The organism is Hanamia caeni (assembly GCF_003721595.1).
In the GTDB taxonomy this organism is placed as follows: Bacteria; Bacteroidota; Bacteroidia; order Chitinophagales; family Chitinophagaceae; genus Ginsengibacter; species Ginsengibacter caeni.
The window spans coordinates 19,131-35,958 of the sequence record NZ_RJJR01000024.1; the positions used below are offsets into that span (position 1 = coordinate 19,131).

Annotated in this window: 15 protein-coding genes; 4 read left to right on the forward strand and 11 right to left on the reverse strand. The window is 37.8% G+C overall.

All coding sequences use genetic code 11. The features are described 5' to 3' along the window. Positions 1-6: 6 nt before the first annotated feature. The 10 genes from hisF to dnaK all read right to left on the reverse strand — a co-directional run bounded on the left by hisF (position 7) and on the right by dnaK (position 12,697). Entirely contained in the window at positions 7-768 is a 762-nt protein-coding gene (gene hisF, locus EFY79_RS19925) for an imidazole glycerol phosphate synthase subunit HisF (protein ID WP_199727598.1), read from the reverse strand. After that, positions 768-1,490, reverse strand: coding sequence for a 1-(5-phosphoribosyl)-5-[(5-phosphoribosylamino)methylideneamino]imidazole-4-carboxamide isomerase (gene hisA / locus EFY79_RS19930; protein ID WP_123122515.1), 723 nt, complete (start codon positions 1,488-1,490; stop codon positions 768-770). The genes hisF and hisA overlap by 1 nt, the downstream gene beginning before the upstream one ends. Then, positions 1,490-2,101, reverse strand: coding sequence for an imidazole glycerol phosphate synthase subunit HisH (gene hisH / locus EFY79_RS19935; RefSeq protein ID WP_123122516.1), 612 nt, complete (start codon positions 2,099-2,101; stop codon positions 1,490-1,492). The genes hisA and hisH overlap by 1 nt, the downstream gene beginning before the upstream one ends. Beyond that, positions 2,098-3,240 carry a bifunctional histidinol-phosphatase/imidazoleglycerol-phosphate dehydratase HisB gene (gene hisB / locus EFY79_RS19940; protein WP_123122517.1) on the reverse strand — a complete coding sequence of 381 codons (1,143 nt, stop codon included), beginning with the start codon at positions 3,238-3,240 and terminating at the stop codon, positions 2,098-2,100. Before hisB ends, hisH begins: the two co-directional genes overlap by 4 nt. Next, entirely contained in the window at positions 3,233-4,285 is a 1,053-nt protein-coding gene (gene hisC, locus EFY79_RS19945) for a histidinol-phosphate transaminase (protein WP_123122518.1), read from the reverse strand. The genes hisB and hisC overlap by 8 nt, the downstream gene beginning before the upstream one ends. Beyond that, positions 4,285-5,568, reverse strand: a complete 1,284-nt coding sequence (gene hisD / locus EFY79_RS19950) for a histidinol dehydrogenase (RefSeq protein WP_123122519.1) — start codon at positions 5,566-5,568, stop codon at positions 4,285-4,287. Before hisD ends, hisC begins: the two co-directional genes overlap by 1 nt. A gap of 10 nt (positions 5,569-5,578) precedes the next feature. After that, positions 5,579-6,430 (reverse strand): ATP phosphoribosyltransferase, encoded by an 852-nt coding sequence (gene hisG, locus EFY79_RS19955; protein WP_123122520.1) that lies wholly within the window; start codon positions 6,428-6,430, stop codon positions 5,579-5,581. A gap of 330 nt (positions 6,431-6,760) precedes the next feature. After that, positions 6,761-7,777, reverse strand: coding sequence for a dipeptide epimerase (locus EFY79_RS19960; protein WP_123122521.1), 1,017 nt, complete (start codon positions 7,775-7,777; stop codon positions 6,761-6,763). Positions 7,778-7,795: 18 nt separating this feature from the next. Beyond that, a complete protein-coding gene (locus tag EFY79_RS19965) occupies positions 7,796-10,477 on the reverse strand; it encodes a 4-alpha-glucanotransferase (protein ID WP_123122522.1) in 2,682 nt (893 codons plus the stop codon). Positions 10,478-10,783: 306 nt separating this feature from the next. Beyond that, positions 10,784-12,697, reverse strand: a complete 1,914-nt coding sequence (dnaK, locus tag EFY79_RS19970; protein ID WP_123122523.1) for a molecular chaperone DnaK — start codon at positions 12,695-12,697, stop codon at positions 10,784-10,786. A 345-nt stretch (positions 12,698-13,042) separates the two neighbouring features. Between dnaK and EFY79_RS19975 the strand changes: the two genes are divergently transcribed. The 4 genes from EFY79_RS19975 (at position 13,043) to EFY79_RS19990 (ending at position 16,056) form a co-directional block, all read left to right on the forward strand. Then, positions 13,043-13,612 (forward strand): HdeD family acid-resistance protein, encoded by a 570-nt coding sequence (locus EFY79_RS19975; RefSeq protein ID WP_123122524.1) that lies wholly within the window; start codon positions 13,043-13,045, stop codon positions 13,610-13,612. A 287-nt stretch (positions 13,613-13,899) separates the two neighbouring features. After that, positions 13,900-14,208 (forward strand): AraC family ligand binding domain-containing protein, encoded by a 309-nt coding sequence (locus EFY79_RS19980; RefSeq protein ID WP_123122525.1) that lies wholly within the window; start codon positions 13,900-13,902, stop codon positions 14,206-14,208. Between the two features lie 127 nt (positions 14,209-14,335). Then, entirely contained in the window at positions 14,336-15,412 is a 1,077-nt protein-coding gene (locus EFY79_RS19985) for a hypothetical protein (protein WP_123122526.1), read from the forward strand. Between the two features lie 197 nt (positions 15,413-15,609). After that, positions 15,610-16,056: an Hsp20/alpha crystallin family protein gene (locus EFY79_RS19990; RefSeq protein ID WP_123122527.1), complete on the forward strand. Its 447-nt coding sequence runs from the start codon at positions 15,610-15,612 to the stop codon at positions 16,054-16,056. A 531-nt stretch (positions 16,057-16,587) separates the two neighbouring features. Here EFY79_RS19990 and EFY79_RS21515 read toward each other — a convergent pair. Beyond that, a complete protein-coding gene (locus EFY79_RS21515) occupies positions 16,588-16,749 on the reverse strand; it encodes a hypothetical protein (protein ID WP_158605265.1) in 162 nt (53 codons plus the stop codon). Positions 16,750-16,828: the final 79 nt, after the last annotated feature.

Consider the following 16,828-nt stretch of genomic DNA (forward strand, 5'->3'; position numbering starts at 1 on the left):
TATTAATTAAATTCTTATTGCGATTCCTTTTTCGTTTAAATATTTTTTCAATTCAGGAATTTTAATTTCAGCAAAATGAAACACACTTGCTGCCAAAGCTGCATCGGCCTTGTCTTTAAGAAAAACATCTGCAAAATGCTCCATACTACCTGCACCACCTGATGCGATCACGGGCACGGACAATTTATCGCAACACAACGCGGTAATATCGTGAGCGAAGCCATCTTTAGTGCCGTCATTATTCATTGAGGTTAACAAAATTTCTCCTGCACCTGCATCTATCCCTTTTTCAGCCCAATCAAAAGCCAGCGTATCAGTTTTGGTGCGCCCGCCGCTAAGGTAAACATACCATTTGCCATCGCTTTCTTTTTTTGTATCGATAGCTAAAACCACGCACTGGCTTCCAAACTCTTTTGACATCGCACTCACCAGTTCAGGATTACGGAAAGCAGCCGTATTAACAGAAACCTTATCAGCACCATTCTGAAGCAGTTCGTAAGCATTCTCAACGGAAGATATGCCGCCGCCTACTGTAAAAGGTATATTGATATTTGCTGCAATTCTTTTTACCAATTCTGCAAAGGTCTTTCTCTTTTCCACAGTGGCCGTTATATCAAGAAATACCAATTCATCGGCGCCTTGCTGTGAATAATACAATGCCAGCTCCACAGCATCACCTGCATCCCTGATGTTTTCAAAATTAATACCCTTCACCGTTCTGCCATCTTTAATGTCCAGGCAGGGAATAATTCTTTTTGCAAGCATCATTAATTTTTTATAAAATTTTCAAGTTGTTTGAGGCTGATTTTATTTTCATAGATCGCCTTACCCACAATTGCCCCGGAGCATCCTGCTTCTTTTAAAATCACTAAATCATAAAAAGAAGAAATACCGCCACTGGCAATAAGTTTTAATGATGGAAAGCGGAGCAATATTTCTTTATAAAGCGCTGTGGCCGGCCCTTGCAGCATTCCATCTTTTGAAATATCGGTGCAAAATACCTGGCTGATTTCTTTCTCCATCAATGCTTCAATAAATGAAAAAATGTCAATGCCTGTGTCTTCTTTCCATCCATGAATTTTAATATTTTTATTTAAAACATCGGCGCCAGGTAAAAATTTTTCCGCACCAAATTCGCAAATCCAATTTTCAAACATACCAGGATCTTTAACCGTAACACTACCCACACTTACCATCGAAGCGCCTCCATCAAACACCCGCCTGAGATCTTCAGTTTTTTTAATACCTCCTCCGAAATCAATTATCAGAGAAGTGTTTTTTGCTATAGTTTCGAGCACCTTCACATTGCTCAAAGTCTTTCCACGGGCGCCGTCGAGATCCACGATGTGCAAGCGCTTTATCCCGGCGGCTTCAAAACTTTTTGCTACTTCCAAAGGAGCATCACTATAAATAATTTTTTGATCGAAATCACCCTTTGATAAACGTACACATTTACCGCCTATAAGATCAATTGCGGGAATAATTTCCATCAGCTATTATTTAAAAAATTTGAGAGAATGCGCTCGCCAATTACTGCAGATTTTTCGGCATGAAACTGAACGCCATAGAAATTATTTTTATGCAATGCAGCACTAAAAGGATTTATATATTCAGTTGAGGCAATAGTTTCATCACATACATCTGCATAGTAACTGTGAACAAAATAAACAAAAGATTCTTCTGAAAGGCCCTCCATTAATGGTGAAGAAAGATTGCGAATTGTATTCCAGCCCATGTGAGGGATTTTTACAGGAACAAGATTTTTATTTTGAAAAACATTATTATCAAATTTCTTCACCGTGGTTTTAAAAATGCCGAGGCACGAAGTATCGCCTTCTTCACTGCGTTCACAAAGCAACTGAAGGCCAAGGCAAATACCAAGTACGGGCTGTTGCAGCGAGCGTATCAATTCGTCAAGCTTCCTGTTTTTTAAATACTCCATTGCGGATAACGCATTTCCCACTCCCGGAAAGATAACTTTATCGGCGGACTTGATTTCTTCATGAACATCCGTCACAAAAGCGTGTATGCCTAACCGTTGTAATGCATATAAAACGCTCTGAACATTTCCGGCGTTGTATTTTATGATAGCTACTTTCATAATACTCCTTTAGTAGATGGCAAGCTGTTATTTAACGGGTCTCGTCGTATTGCCATTTTGATCGATTTAGCAAACGCTTTGAATATCGCTTCGATTTTATGATGCTCGTTTGTTCCTTCTGCTTTAATATTTAAGTTTGATTTGGAGGCATCAGTGAACGATTTAAAAAAATGATAAAACATTTCAGTAGGCATCTCTCCTATTTTTTCCCGTTTAAAATCAACGTCCCACACCAGCCAGTTTCTTCCTCCAAAATCAATGGCCACCTGCGCTAATGAATCATCCATCGGCAACAAAAAACCATACCTTTCAATTCCGCGTTTATCACCCAAAGCTTTTAACATGGCTTCTCCAAACGCAAGTGCCACATCTTCTATGGTGTGATGTTCATCAATATGCAGATCGCCTTCGCAATAAATACTAACATCCATACCTGAATGGCGGGCTACCTGCTCAAGCATGTGATCAAAAAAGCCTATACCTGTTCTAATTTCAGATTTTCCTGATCCATCCAGGTTCAGTTCCACTTTTATTTTCGTCTCGTTCGTATTTCGCTGATGACTTATTTTGCGTGGCGGTTGTTTTAAAAAATTATAAATATCCTCCCACTTTTGCGTTTCGAGAGCTATCACTTTTTTAAGATCCTCATGCGGAACGGTAATTTCTGAAGTGCCCAATTCCTGGAAGTTATTGATGAAGATGGCTTGTGAGCCAAGATTTTTTGCAAGCTCTACGTCAGTAAGCCTATCGCCAATAACGAAGGAATTTTGAAGATCATAATTCTCGTCTTCGATATACTGAACCAGCATACCGGTACCGGGTTTGCGTGTATTTTTATTTTCGTGCGGAAAGGTTCGGTCGATGAAAATATCTGAAAAAACAATCTCCTGATCCCTGAAAGTTTTAATTACGAAATTCTGAAGCGGCCAGAATGTTTCTTCAGGAAAAATTTCTGAGCCCAAACCATCCTGGTTGGTCACCATTGCGAGTTCATAATCCATCTCTTTCACAATTCGTGATAAATATTCAAATACATGAGGATAAAATTCCAGCTTTGAAAATGCATCTACCTGGTTGGTTACAGGAGGTTCCATAATTAGGGTGCCATCACGATCAATAAATAAAACTTTCTTACTCATAGTTTTTCAGGGAATTTAATAATTTTTCATTTTCTGATTGGGTGCCTATTGTTACCCGTATACAATTTTCGCACAGAGGTTCACTGCTCCTGTTTCTTACAATGATACGGTTCATCAATAAATGTTGATATAACTTACCCGCATCGGAAACTTTCAATAAAATAAAATTCGCATCAGATGGGTATATTTTTTTTATAAAATCAAATTGCTTCAGTTCTTGTTCCAAAAAATTCCGCTGGCTTACAATCGTCTTTATATTATTATTTACCTCGTTTATTTTTTCCAACGCCTGAAGGCCCAACAGTTGGGATGAACCATTTATATTGTACGGCGGCTTTACTTTATTAAAATAATCAATTATCAGTTCAGAAGCGAAACCTAATCCCAGCCTCAGTCCTGCAAGCCCCCAGGCTTTTGAAAGCGTATGCATGATGATAAGATTTTCATATTTGGTGAGTTCCTGCAGAAAAGGTTTTTGACTTGAGAAATTAATATACGCCTCATCAATTACCACAATGCCTTTGAAGTTTTTTATCAAATATTCAATGTCATCGCGGCGAAGATTATTGCCGGTTGGGTTATTTGGCGAACAAAGGAAAAGCAGTTTAGTACGATTGTCAATCACTGATAAAATGCCTTCAATATCCAACTGGAAATCGCATGTCAATAAAACTTCTTTTACTCCCACATCATTTATGTTCGCACAAACTTTATACATTCCATACGTGGGCGGACAAATGATTATATTATCTTTTGAAGGCTCGCAAAAAATACGGAATGCGATGTCAATCACTTCGTCGCTTCCATTCCCTATAAAAATATTTTGAGGAGGAAGGCCCTTGATTTTAGAAATTTCCTGCTTTAATTTCCATTGCAGCGGATCGGGATAGCGGCTGTAATTTACTTCTAACGGTGATCCGTAGCTGTTTTCATTAGCATCCAGAAATATTTCCGCATTGCCACGGAATTCACTTCTTGCAGAAGAATAAGGGGCTAAATTTTTTATATTCTGCCTGATCAATGATTCTACATTTACACTTCCCATTATTGTTTGTTTTTTCTGATTGTAACCGCGTTTTTGTGAGCCATTAGGCCTTCTGCAGAAGCCATGTATTCAACTGCTTCGCCAATATTATTTAATCCTTCCGGAGTTAGCTTTTGAAACGTGATTTTCTTTACAAAGCTATCCACCGAAACGCCGCTTTGCGTAACTGCTGTGCCGTTGGTAGGCAAAGAGTGATTGGTTCCGGATGCGTAATCGCCGGCGCTTTCCGGCGAATAATTCCCGAGAAAAACGCTTCCTGCGTTAATCACTTTTTCGGCAAGGACGTCTGCATGTTCCGAAGCAATGATTAAATGTTCGGGAGCATACTGATTCAGAAAATCAAATGCGTCTTCAACCTTTTCAATCACTAAAAATCGCCGGTTTAGAAAACTGTTTTCAACGATTTCCTTACGTGGAAGCGAGGGAAGTTGCGCGTGGATTTCCAAAATAATTTTTTCAATTATTTGTTTATTTACTGCTACCAACACCACCTGGCTGTCGCCGCCATGTTCGGCCTGACTTAATAAATCTGCTGCAATAAATCCGGGAATGCAGGTGTCGTCTGCATACACTGCAAGTTCGCTGGGACCGGCCAACATATCAATCGCAACCCGATCGATATTTACAATACGCTTTGCTTCAGTTACATACTGATTGCCGGGCCCAAATATTTTGTCCACTTTATTTACCGTTTGTGTTCCATAAGCCATTGCAGCAATCGCCTGTGCGCCACCTGCCTTGTAAATATTTTTAATGCCGAGAATTTTTGCCACATATAAAATCGCCGGATCAACATTGCCGCCTGCGTTTGCGGGCGTTGTTACCAGGATATTTTTGCAACCTGCGAGCTTTGCCGGAATAGCAAGCATCAACAAAGTTGAAAACAAAGGAGCGCTGCCGCCGGGAATGTATAATCCTACATTTTCAATTGCCACGCTTTTTCTCCAGCAGGAAACGCCCGTAGTAGTTTCTATTTTTTTTGTTTTTAAAAGTTGCTGCCTGTGAAATTTTTCAATATTTTTCTTTGCAAGCAAAATGGCTTTTTGCAAATTTTTAGAAATGAGCTGCGAAGATTTTTTGATGTCATCTTCAGTTACCCAAAGCTCATCCGGGGCAAACCCATGAAATTTTAAGGAATAATCTTTCACGGCAAAATCTCCCTGCTGTTTTACAGTATTGATAATTTCAGAAACTGTTTCTGTGAGATTTAATGCATTGATAACGGGCCTTTTTATCAATTCTTTCCATTCAGCTTCCGGCGGATTTTCAATAATCGTGTTCATACTTTTTTCTTTAAGAAATCATTTTTTCAATGGGTACGACTAAAATTCCCTGCGCTTCAAATTGTTTGAGCTTTTCGATTACTTCCCAAAAATCATTTTCATTCACCACACTCTGAATACTGCTCCATCCCTTTTCTGCCAATGGCACTATGGTTGGGCTTTTCATACCGGGAAGCAAAGCACAAATATTTTTCAACTGATGGTCCGGCGCATTCATCATGATGTATTTATAATTTTTGGCAGCCTTTACCGCATTAATTCTCAACAACAGATTTTCAAGAATTTTCCGGTTCTCTTCATCAAGATTTTTATTGGCCACCAATACTGCCTGCGAATCCAATATCACTTCTACTTCTTTCAGGTTATTGGTAAACAAGGTGCTTCCACTGCTGACCAGATCGCATATCGCATCGGCCAAACCTATGCCCGGCGCTATTTCTACTGACCCACTGATTTCATGTATGTCAGCCTTTAAATTATTTTCAGTTAAAAATTTTTGCAACAAAACTGTGTAGGAGGTCGCAATTTTTAATCCGTTGAGATCGGATCCGCCCTGATAATTCATATTTTTAGGTACGGCGATACTCAAGCGACAACGGCCGAAGCCAAGCTTGCTCACTATGTTTAAGTCCTTTTCTTTTTCGAACACCACATTTTCGCCAACAATGCCTACATCAGCAACGCTATCAGCCACGTACTGCGGAATATCATCGTCACGCAAAAAATAGGCTTCTGCAGGAAAATTAAACGCTTTCACCTTCAATTGCCTGTTGCCATTGTTCAGTTCTATTCCGCACTCTTTTAAGAGTTGCACGGATTGTTCATACAATCTTCCTGATTTCTGAATCGCAATTTTTAACATTTGTTGTTTTTAAAAATGAAAAAGGCTCACTTTTCAGTAAGCCCTTTTAGATATATTTTCATACAAATCAACAAGCTTACCAGTTTGGTAATATATGATGATGGTGTATGTGAACGTTTTGCTTCATTGAGTTTGCAAAGTAAAGGATGAAAATTTATTTGAGCAAAATTTTTTTTAAATGAAATTGTAAAAGAAGAATATCAATAAACAGCCTCTGGCAACAAAATAAAAAAATTATAAATTTATTGCTTCACTGTAAAATCAAAAGCGATTAGTGTAATTGCGTCGCAATGTCGTTTTTGAGTTGGTACTTGGGTTCATTTAACAAATTCAGAACGCATCAACTGTGATTCCCAATCCATATCCTTCCCCATAAATAATTTTACCATAATCAAAAGTTACGCTTTTTGCTACATCTTCTTCCAAAAGCAAAGGCCCATCCATATCTACGTAATCTACTAATGGTAATAACTGAGCTATTGCCGCCGTGCCTATGGAGCTTTCATTCATGCTTCCCACCATCACTTTCATTCCAAGCTGCCGCGCCTGGGGTATCATTCTAAGCGCTGGCGTGATGCCGCTGCATTTTGTAAGCTTGATATTAATGCCATGAAAATAGCCGTTACATTTTATTACATCATGTTCTGAAACACAACTCTCGTCAGCAATTAAAGGCAATGGCGAATTTTCAAACAAAAATTTCATTCCTTCCCAGTCATCTTTTGCCAAAGGCTGCTCAATAAATTCAACGCCAAGCCCGGCAAAAATTTTTATTTTTTCAAGAGCCTCGTCCGCTTTCCATGCAGCATTTGCGTCAATCCTGAAAACAGAATCCGTATGCTTTCTTAACGCTTCCATTATTTCAATATCCTTATCGGTTCCCAATTTAATTTTGTAAACCGGCCACGGAGTCTCTTTTATTTTTGCCACCATGTTTTCAATTGTATCGATACCGATGGTGAGATCGGTTAACGGATTTTTTGAAATGTCGAGGTTCCACAACTGGTATAGTTGCTTCCGTTTCATTTTACCATAAAGATCCCAGGCAGCAAGGTCTAAAGCGCATACCAGGAAAGGATGCTGTGGAAGCAGGTGATGAAGATAATGCCAGTATCTTTCGGGCTCAGTAAAAGAAAATTTTTCAATCATTTTCTTCTTTTGATCAATTACTGAAATCATTTCCTCTACAGATACATTATAGTAACTGATAGCAGGCGCTTCGCCATAACCTTTTAACCCAAATAATTCCAATTCTACCAATAAAGAAGGCTGATGTGTTTTGGTTCCTTTTGAAATTGTAAACGGATGCTTAAATTTTAAGTTGGACTTTTTATATTCGAGGTACATTTCTATTTAATACTGATTTTAGCGGCCACTGTCCGCAATATATTTTTTTAATTCTTCATTGAAATCCTTCTCTTTAATCAAATCTTCAACATTTATATTCATCCTGTAGTGCCAATAATAATTAGGATCAGCGGGCACATTGATTCTTTCATCTGCAGGATCTTCCACGCGTAAGTTTTCATCTAGTGATGTCAAATCAGCGAGCTGAAAAATACTCCACATTGCCGGAGAATATAAATGTTGCAAAACTATTTTTTTACTGATCCAGGTTTCGCATGTTTCGGGGGCCTCGCCATATTGACCAAGCATATAATTGTAGAACCGCTGAGTTTGCTCCCGATTTTCCTGCCACCATTCACGAACGGTGCTCATGTCATGCGTTGATGGCATTACCACAGATAGATATTGGGCATCAGCCGGATGAAAAAATTCTTTGCCCGCAGCCTTTGGCATTCTTTCTATATCAAGACCGAGAATTCCCAACTGCCCCATTACTTCCGGCACGCAGGGAGGAACCATTCCAAGGTCTTCACCGCAAACAAGCATATTGGTATTTCTTTTTAAGTAAGGCAATTTTTCCATTCCTTCTTTCTTCCAATAATCATTTTGACGATGAAAAAAATAATCAATGTAAAGATTCCAAAGCGCGCCTTTTGTATGGTCGTCAAGCCAATGAAAGGAAGATGTTTGTTCCAAAGAAATTCTAAAATGGAATTTTTGTTCGCCCGAACATTCCGCATCAAAAAGGATTACATTGCTGATAAGGTCAAACAATCCCTGCTTTAATTCAGTATCATCGTTTTTCTTTAATTCTTTGAGAACTTTTGATTGCGTGTTTACAAATTCTTTTAATGCATATCGATCGCCTGAAACCTGTTCAAGGTATTTCTTTTTAACTTCTTCAGTTCTGGTCTTAAAAGTATTTTCAAGAATCGATTGTGTGATAAAAGGCTTGCAATAACGGTCATGGTTAAACGAAATATTTCTTTGGAAAAATTCAGAAATGTCAACAGGAATTGCGGGAACAAATCTGCCCATAATCCCTTCGACCGATTCAAGCGGAATGCTCCAAATCCGGAAGAAGCCAAGGATATGATCTATCCTGAAAGCATCAAAATAATTACTCATGTTGTCGAACCTCCGGCGCCACCAGCAAAAATGATCTTCAGCCATTTTTTTCCAGTTGTAAGTGGGGAAGCCCCAATTTTGCCCTTTATTGGCGAAGTTATCAGGCGGTGCGCCTGCCTGTTCTTCCATATTATACAAAGAAGGATCAATCCATGTATCGCAGCTATGACGCGAAACGCCAATCGGAATATCACCTTTCAAAATAATTCCTTTTTTATGAGCATAATCTGCAACCTCCTTTAACTGGAGATGAAGATGATATTGGACAAAATAAAAAAACAAAATCTCATTGTAATGTTTTTGTGAAGGGGCAACAAACTTTTGAATGGCCTGTTCATTATATTTTTTATTGCTCTTCCACGTTGCCGCATCAGGAGTTTTGTATTTATCACGCAGGTAGCTGAATGCTGCGTAAGGCACCAGCCAGTGACGGTTCAGTTCAAAAAATTCAAAATACCCGGGGTCATTGATAAGGTCCATTTTCATAGCCTCAAATAATTCTTTGAGCGCAGTTAATTTAAATTTCAGCACCTGCTCATAATCAAATTTTTTTAGCTGGTTTAACTGCTTTTGTTTCCTGCTTAAAGGTTTGATGACAGAGGCAAATTGCTTTCCTGCCACCTTCTCAAGATTGATGTAAACAGGATGTAAGGCAAATGCAGATATTGCTGCATATGGATAAGAGTCTTTCCAGGTATAAGTTGATATCGTATCATTTACAGGAAGCACCTGTATTAATTTTATCCCGGTTTGATTTGCCCAGTCAATAAGCAGTTTGAGATCAATAAACTCTCCTACACCAAAGCTTTTTTTGGTTCTGAGCGAAAATACAGGAATAGACACGCCTGCTCCCTTCCACAACGCCGGCTGGTAATTGACAAAGCCATCATTTAAAATAGTGATGGAATTTTCGGGTTCTTCAAGTTTTCTTATTAACCTGTTTTCACCTTGTTCAAAGCGAACAAATTTCTTTTCATCAATATTATATATACCATATTTATAACTGGCAGGCCATTCGTTTTCGTCTAAAAAAACTTTGGCGGTAAACCAATTATTTTTAGGCTCCATAAAAATCGGCGCCTCAGTATTCCAACTGTTTAAATGGAGAGTGGATCCACAAAGGCATAGCACTTCGCCGGGTTTTAATAAAGGCGCTTTTACCCTAAAAATATGTGTAAATTTTTTGGGGAAAGAAGCTTTCACTTTGACGACTGGCGGCAGAAGAATATCCCGAAAAGCTTTTGTAAAGAAAACATTCCAGATTGCGCCCGCACTGTTCCATGTATCAAAAACGAAGTAAGAATTTTTCTTTTTAACGGATAAATTAATGAAGCGATCTTCTTCTCCATCAACAACGTAAACACTTTTTAAATCTTTCAGTATATATTTATAGTGGATTTCATCATCAAAATCATCGGGTAAATCAAGAGTAACCGTCCATGTATCGTTGTCCAGCCACCGCATTTGGACCGCATTTTCAGGCATATTATCACCTAAATATTTATTGTTTCCTGTTACATACAACTCTTCACCCATCACGGTATAGTATCTTAAATAAAAACTTATTTTCATTGTTGGTCATTTTTAAAGAAGCAATTTACCTCTTTGGTTTGAAATGTAAATCGTACACAATTATGCCGAAGCTCGCGGAGATAACAGTAAATAAATAAAAAAGCGAAGTTTTTATTTTATTTCTCCTACCAATCTTTTAATTATAAAACCTGCGTGCTTTACGGTTTCGTGACGTACATGATTTTGCCGCGAAGTAAATAAAAAAAAAGAACTTACTCGGGAAATGATTATCCAATAATGTTTTGAAGTAATAAAAAAGGCCGTCCTTTTTAGAAAGACAGCCTTTTCATTTTATTCCGTTTTAAACTATTTCACCTCTTCAAACTCTGCGTCCGTTACATTATCTCCGCCGGCATTTGCTTCTGTATTTTGTTCAGGGCCTGCATTTTGTTGACCACCTCCGTCCTGTGGCTGACCTTGGGTTGATTTATACATTTCTTCGCTTGCCGCAGTCCATGCTGAATTTAATTCTGCGGTTGCTGTGTCTACATCGCTTATATTTTGAGTTTTATGGGCTTCTTTAAGCTTGCTTAATGCAGATTCAATCGGAGCTTTTTTATCGGCAGAAATTTTTTCGCCAAACTCTTTCAATTGTTTTTCAGTCTGGAATATCAGACTGTCTGCCTGGTTCATTTTATCAACTTTTTCTCTTTCTGCCTTATCTGCCGCTTCATTTGCCTTCGCTTCATTTTTCATTTTTTCAATCTCTTCTTTGCTAAGCCCGCTTCCGGCCTCAATCCTGATATTGTGAGATTTTCCTGTGCCCTTATCTTTCGCTGAAACATTCAAAATACCGTTAGCATCTATATCGAACGTAACTTCTACCTGAGGCACGCCACGCGGAGCAGGAGGAATTCCATCAAGGTTGAAAGTACCCAGGCTTTTATTTTGAGATGCCATTGGCCGCTCGCCTTGCAGCACGTGTATTTGCACACCAGGCTGGTTATCGCTCGCAGTTGAAAATACTTCGGTTTTCTTAGTAGGGATGGTGGTATTAGAATCAATCAACCTGGTCATTACGCCACCCATAGTTTCAATACCTAAAGAAAGAGGCGTAACATCAAGTAATAATACATCTTTAACCTCACCGGTTAACACGCCACCCTGGATAGCTGCCCCAATTGCTACTACTTCATCCGGATTTACACCTTTATGCGGTTTCTTTCCAAAGAAGTTTTCCACCAAATCCTGTACCTTAGGAATACGGGTAGAACCCCCTACCAGGATGACTTCATTAATATCATTTTTGCTCAAACCTGCATCTTTCAATGCAGCTTCACACGGCTTTAGACAACGGCTAAAAAGTTCGTCAGCTAATTTTTCAAATTGTGCGCGGGTTAATTTTTTTACAAGGTGTTTGGGAACTCCGTCTACAGCGGTGATGTACGGAAGGTTAATTTCGGTTTCAGTAGAAGAGGACAATTCAATTTTTGCTTTCTCGGCTGCTTCTTTCAATCGCTGCCAGCTCATCGGGTCTTTATGAAGATCGATTCCTTCGTCTTTTTTAAACTCTGCAGCAAGCCAATCCATAATGACTTTGTCGAAATCGTCGCCTCCTAAATGTGTATCACCATTTGTAGATTTAACTTCAAAAACCCCATCTCCTAATTCCAGAATTGAAATATCAAAAGTACCGCCACCCAAGTCAAATACAGCAATTTTTTGATCAACACTTTTTTTATCAAGCCCATATGCGAGCGCAGCTGCGGTTGGCTCATTGATAATACGACGCACCTTGAGGCCTGCAATTTCGCCAGCCTCTTTTGTGGCTTGCCTTTGTGAGTCATTAAAATAAGCAGGAACGGTAATAACTGCTTCAGAAACTTCCTGCCCAAGATAATCTTCAGCAGTTTTTTTCATCTTTTGAAGAATCATTGCCGAAATCTCCTGTGGTGTATATTGTCTTCCTTCTATGTCAATTCTTACAGTATCGTTGTCACCCTTCACTAACTTATAACTTTGGTGCGTTGCCTCAGTTGTCACCTCATTCCACTTGTGGCCCATAAAACGTTTGACGCTCATTATGGTATTTTGAGGATTGGTGATTGCCTGCCTTTTGGCCGGATCGCCCACTTTTCTTTCTCCATTTTTCAAAAATGCAACTACAGAAGGCGTCGTACGGCGGCCCTCATCATTGGGTATTACCACTGGTTCATTTCCTTCCATTACTGCCACGCAGCTGTTTGTAGTGCCGAGGTCAATGCCTATAATCTTTGCCATAACTTGTAATTTTTATTTATTATTTTCTGCATATATGACAAGGTTTGTGCCAACAGAATAAAAGTGAAAAATTGTCAGGGACAGATAATGTTTGGGCGTATCACATGAAATTTGATTTCCCATTTGCAGTAAATCAATAAACAAATGCGATTGTTATTTTCCCGTTTATCAATGACTTGGTTGCCGCCAAATTAATTGAATAAATTTAAAGAGAGAAAAGTTAAGAGTGTAGTGATTAGGAACTTTATCTAATCGTGGGTAAATTTTGCTATATCTTTAATAATACGAAATGGTTTTTGAGAATTAGCTTTGTGAAAACAAAAAAATCTTACTAAAAATCAGGCGATGATTAAATCACAAAACTGGTGGCTTATTACAATAAAAGGTTTAATCTTTATTTTCCTGGGCTTTTATGTTTTAAAGTTCCCCATTAGCGGAATGCTTGGCCTGATTATATATGGCAGTATCTGCTTATTTATTTCAGGGTTTATTCTTGCCGTGTTTGCTTTTATAACCAGGAAAATTCATACAGGGTGGCGCTGGCAATTGGCAGATGGCATTCTCGATATAATTTTAGCGTTGATCCTTCTTTTAAACATTGGTCTTACGGCTGTCACACTTCCGTATGTATTTGCATTTTACGGAATTCTTACCGGTATTTTCTGGATATTTCAATCAGTTTTTTTTAGAAGAAATCAATATAAATTCTGGGCCGTGGTGTTGCTCGCCGGCTTGTTAAGCATTGCCGCTGGTGTATTCATTTTTTTAAGGCCTTTCATCGCCATGCTCAGCCTTATTTCTTTTATCGGGATTTTGTTTATCGTGCAGGGATTTTTTCTTACGCTTTTCTCTCTTGAGATTAGCAGGGCACATAAAAATTCCATTATAGATTCCAGCCCAACCCAGGAAATTTAAATTGATTGCATCCCGCTTTTTTTTTTCACTAGAGGCTTCTATTTTGATGACCTCAATCAGCAGTCTTGCTGATCAGTATCACCTGTTATTTGTTGTATTGAACATATGTTTGCATTTGGTAGGAGAAGAACAGCTTAACTATTTATTCCAGAAGAAAACACCTAAAGTTCCTAAACAAAACCGGCGAAAAAGTTTCTGATTTCGTAAGGATTTTACAAGGAATAAAAGTAATTAAATACTTTTATTATGAACTTTTGGCCTACCTTTGAATTCTAAAATTTAATTGTATGGAAATAATAGAACTGTATAGCTGTGAAAAGTATAAAGTGCTGAATGTTTTTTTAACGAAAGGCGAAAAAATGCCGCTGCACCACGCAACGTCCGATGCATTGTTGATATGCAAGAAAGGAAAAGGAAGAATTACCTTTTCGGACAGGATAATTGAAATCGGGCAAGGTGAAACCCTTTTAATCAATGCGAATGAGGAACATAAATTAGAGGTGTTGGAAGATTTTAATACTTGTATTACGCTTGAAAATGATGGGCAAATTGAGTTTATAAAACCAAAAGTAAGCGAATTGGTTTTGAATTTTTAGCCATTTGTCACAAAGCATTGAGGCAAACTAAAATGATTGTATGCTCCTGGCGTGTTTCACATCCGCAAGGGAAGTGAAAATTTTTGGGCCCTAAAAATTATTAATATTCATCGCAAAAAAAGTCACCATGAATACCTTATCCAACATTCAAACCGGAAAGACACAGTTTGCTGAAGGCAAAGTAAATATAGAATCCGTGGGGCTTGTTATCCCCTTTCAGCCTTCAATAGTTGAAAAGAAAACCATCCAAGCCATTTTAGATTATACGCTGGAAATGGTTCAGCTAAAGTTGGAACGGAAATTTGACCAATCTGAAATTAATAGCATCGTTATAAAATTAGAAAACATTTTCCGCCGGTTAAATTATAATTCGCACCGGAAGAGCGTGGCTATAATATTGGAAGGTGAAGAAGAGGAGAACGTTATCTATCTTAATTACAGCGGCAAGCCGGTATTTCAATTTAATGAAACTTTTTCCCTGCTTGACCTCGTGGGTGATTCTTCACAAAATCCCGAATTTGAATTGCTGGTTTTTCACAATGACCGGGCAGAACTCTATGAATATTTTAATAATTCACTTCATAGGGTTTTTGCCCAGGATCATAGCTTCTGCAAGGAAAAAAATAATTGTTTAATCAGCCGGATTTCGAATATTATCAAGCAGGTAAATGGTAAAAACGAAAAGCCAATTTTCGTATATTCGACTGATGGACAATATGCTGACGAATTTTGTCAAAACTTTTGTTTTAATGAAATTGCTTTCAAAATAAATGTAATTTATGAAGGTGAAATTGCTTCCACTATTAAATTGCTCGAGAAAAAAATTGTGACTCAATGGAAGCATCACCAAAACAAATTGATAAAGGGACAAATACAGATTGCAAAAAAAGCCCACTCTTTAATCAGTAATCTTTACAAAGTAGTTAGTTCTCTAAAAAAGGGAGATGATGGCCTGTTGCTGGTGGATAGTTTTATGAAAGATGAAATTCATAACACATCAGCAGACCTGCAGTTCCAGTCTGCTACCCGAAAATTGAATAACGAAATAGAAAAATTCCTCGCGCGGGGTAACCGGATTGAAATCACTGAGGGCGGTTTGCTCGAAAATTTAGGGGGAATTGCATTAATCAAAGATGATGGCCCGGCGTTCGAAATTCAAAAAGCGACCCGGATGTACAACATTGAAGAAATTATTTCTTATTGAGTATTCCCATTTGAGGCAAGATTATAATTTGCAGGTGAAAAAAATTCCACAATTCTACTTAAATGAAATTAATCGATACAGAAGAATGAGGGCACAATTTTTGCTTGCATAAATTAATGAATATCAATAATTTTAATTGTAGCATTTAGAATTAAACCGAAAGAAATATGTAATCATCAAACTAAAAATAACCGGCCATGCAACACACAATTTATCGTAAACCGGACTATTCAATCTACCCCGGAGAATACGTTCCACTTCTCAACGAAAAAGAAATCAAAGAAGCCATTAAATGTTCAGACAGGAAGGATATTGACCATCCTGCAGTAAACATCACTGATCAAAATCGCTCCTACAAAATTGAAGTGGTGATTCCAGGAGTGAAAAGAGATGAATTATTAATTTATGTCAAGGGGAATATTTTATCTATTTGTGCTGTAAATAATGATAAGATGAACTCGTCCTTAAAGAAAAAACAAGTTGAAGAATTTAGTTATAAGTGGTTTGACCGTCATTTGCTGTTGCCTGAAGATGCGGATTCCACATTCATCAGTGCTGAATACAAATCGGGGATTGTAGTATTGCATATTCCAAAAGCTTCACGGCCGGTGAACAATGCGCACACACGAATAATTGTATATTAATTATTTTTCGGGAAACAGTAAAAAGATAAATAGTGTTTTTTTTATTATTTTGGTGATGGTGGGTTTTAAATGCGCGCAAATTTTTAATGTCATGCAAAAAAATACATGGCATTTTTTTACTTTACATAACAGAAAATCTCCCGTTTAAATTTTTAAAAAAACCAAAATTGCCTGCTGTTCATTCTTTCCCATCTGATAAACAAGTTGGTTCTTGTAATTTGCTGCTACCGAATTTCTACATAGGCGTTTAAAAATCATATTTTTTAACAATGTTTTGTTTTAAAAGCCTTTAAATCCTGACTATTTATTTTGAAAATGTTTTTTAAATATTGAAAACGGTAGTATATTTGCAGCAGGTTTTTCATAGGATATTGGATTAAAACGAGCTGGATTTCTATCCGGCTCTTATTTTTTGTAATAAGCGGATTCTGAGAGTCCGGCTTATCGGTAATCCGTTTATTAATTATCAGAAATTGGTTTAGAAAAACTTTTCTTTTTTTTTAAAAACTCTTGTTTTGAATTCCCTTTCTCTTAATCATAAATTCCCTTTTCAACGCCGGTTTCTTCTTCTGCAACACTTTGTGAGGCCGGGCCGCCTGGTTTATTTTTGACTTTATTTTTTCTGAAATAGGTTATGAGAATAAAAGCCACGATTACTACTCCTGCTGTAATTGATATAAATAAAATGCCCATGATATTTATTTTTAAGTTTAATAACAGGATACAATAATTATGCAGGAATTAAAAAGGGCGGTATTTGTTTCTTTGCTAT

What these genes read in the sequence shown, in the direction of transcription:
- EFY79_RS19975 (WP_123122524.1), top strand. Translation starts at nt 13,043, where the DNA reads ATGATTAAATCACAAAACTGGTGGCTTATTACAATAAAAGGTTTAATC.
- hisC (WP_123122518.1), bottom strand. Translation starts at nt 4,285, where the DNA reads ATGGGAAGTGTAAATGTAGAATCATTGATCAGGCAGAATATAAAAAAT.
- hisH (WP_123122516.1), bottom strand. Translation starts at nt 2,101, where the DNA reads ATGAAAGTAGCTATCATAAAATACAACGCCGGAAATGTTCAGAGCGTT.
- hisD (WP_123122519.1), bottom strand. Translation starts at nt 5,568, where the DNA reads ATGAACACGATTATTGAAAATCCGCCGGAAGCTGAATGGAAAGAATTG.
- hisA (WP_123122515.1), bottom strand. Translation starts at nt 1,490, where the DNA reads ATGGAAATTATTCCCGCAATTGATCTTATAGGCGGTAAATGTGTACGT.
- EFY79_RS21515 (WP_158605265.1), bottom strand. Translation starts at nt 16,749, where the DNA reads ATGGGCATTTTATTTATATCAATTACAGCAGGAGTAGTAATCGTGGCT.
- hisG (WP_123122520.1), bottom strand. Translation starts at nt 6,430, where the DNA reads ATGTTAAAAATTGCGATTCAGAAATCAGGAAGATTGTATGAACAATCC.
- EFY79_RS19960 (WP_123122521.1), bottom strand. Translation starts at nt 7,777, where the DNA reads ATGTACCTCGAATATAAAAAGTCCAACTTAAAATTTAAGCATCCGTTT.
- EFY79_RS19965 (WP_123122522.1), bottom strand. Translation starts at nt 10,477, where the DNA reads ATGAAAATAAGTTTTTATTTAAGATACTATACCGTGATGGGTGAAGAG.
- hisF (WP_199727598.1), bottom strand. Translation starts at nt 768, where the DNA reads ATGATGCTTGCAAAAAGAATTATTCCCTGCCTGGACATTAAAGATGGC.
- dnaK (WP_123122523.1), bottom strand. Translation starts at nt 12,697, where the DNA reads ATGGCAAAGATTATAGGCATTGACCTCGGCACTACAAACAGCTGCGTG.
- EFY79_RS19980 (WP_123122525.1), top strand. Translation starts at nt 13,900, where the DNA reads ATGGAAATAATAGAACTGTATAGCTGTGAAAAGTATAAAGTGCTGAAT.
- hisB (WP_123122517.1), bottom strand. Translation starts at nt 3,240, where the DNA reads ATGAGTAAGAAAGTTTTATTTATTGATCGTGATGGCACCCTAATTATG.
- EFY79_RS19985 (WP_123122526.1), top strand. Translation starts at nt 14,336, where the DNA reads ATGAATACCTTATCCAACATTCAAACCGGAAAGACACAGTTTGCTGAA.
- EFY79_RS19990 (WP_123122527.1), top strand. Translation starts at nt 15,610, where the DNA reads ATGCAACACACAATTTATCGTAAACCGGACTATTCAATCTACCCCGGA.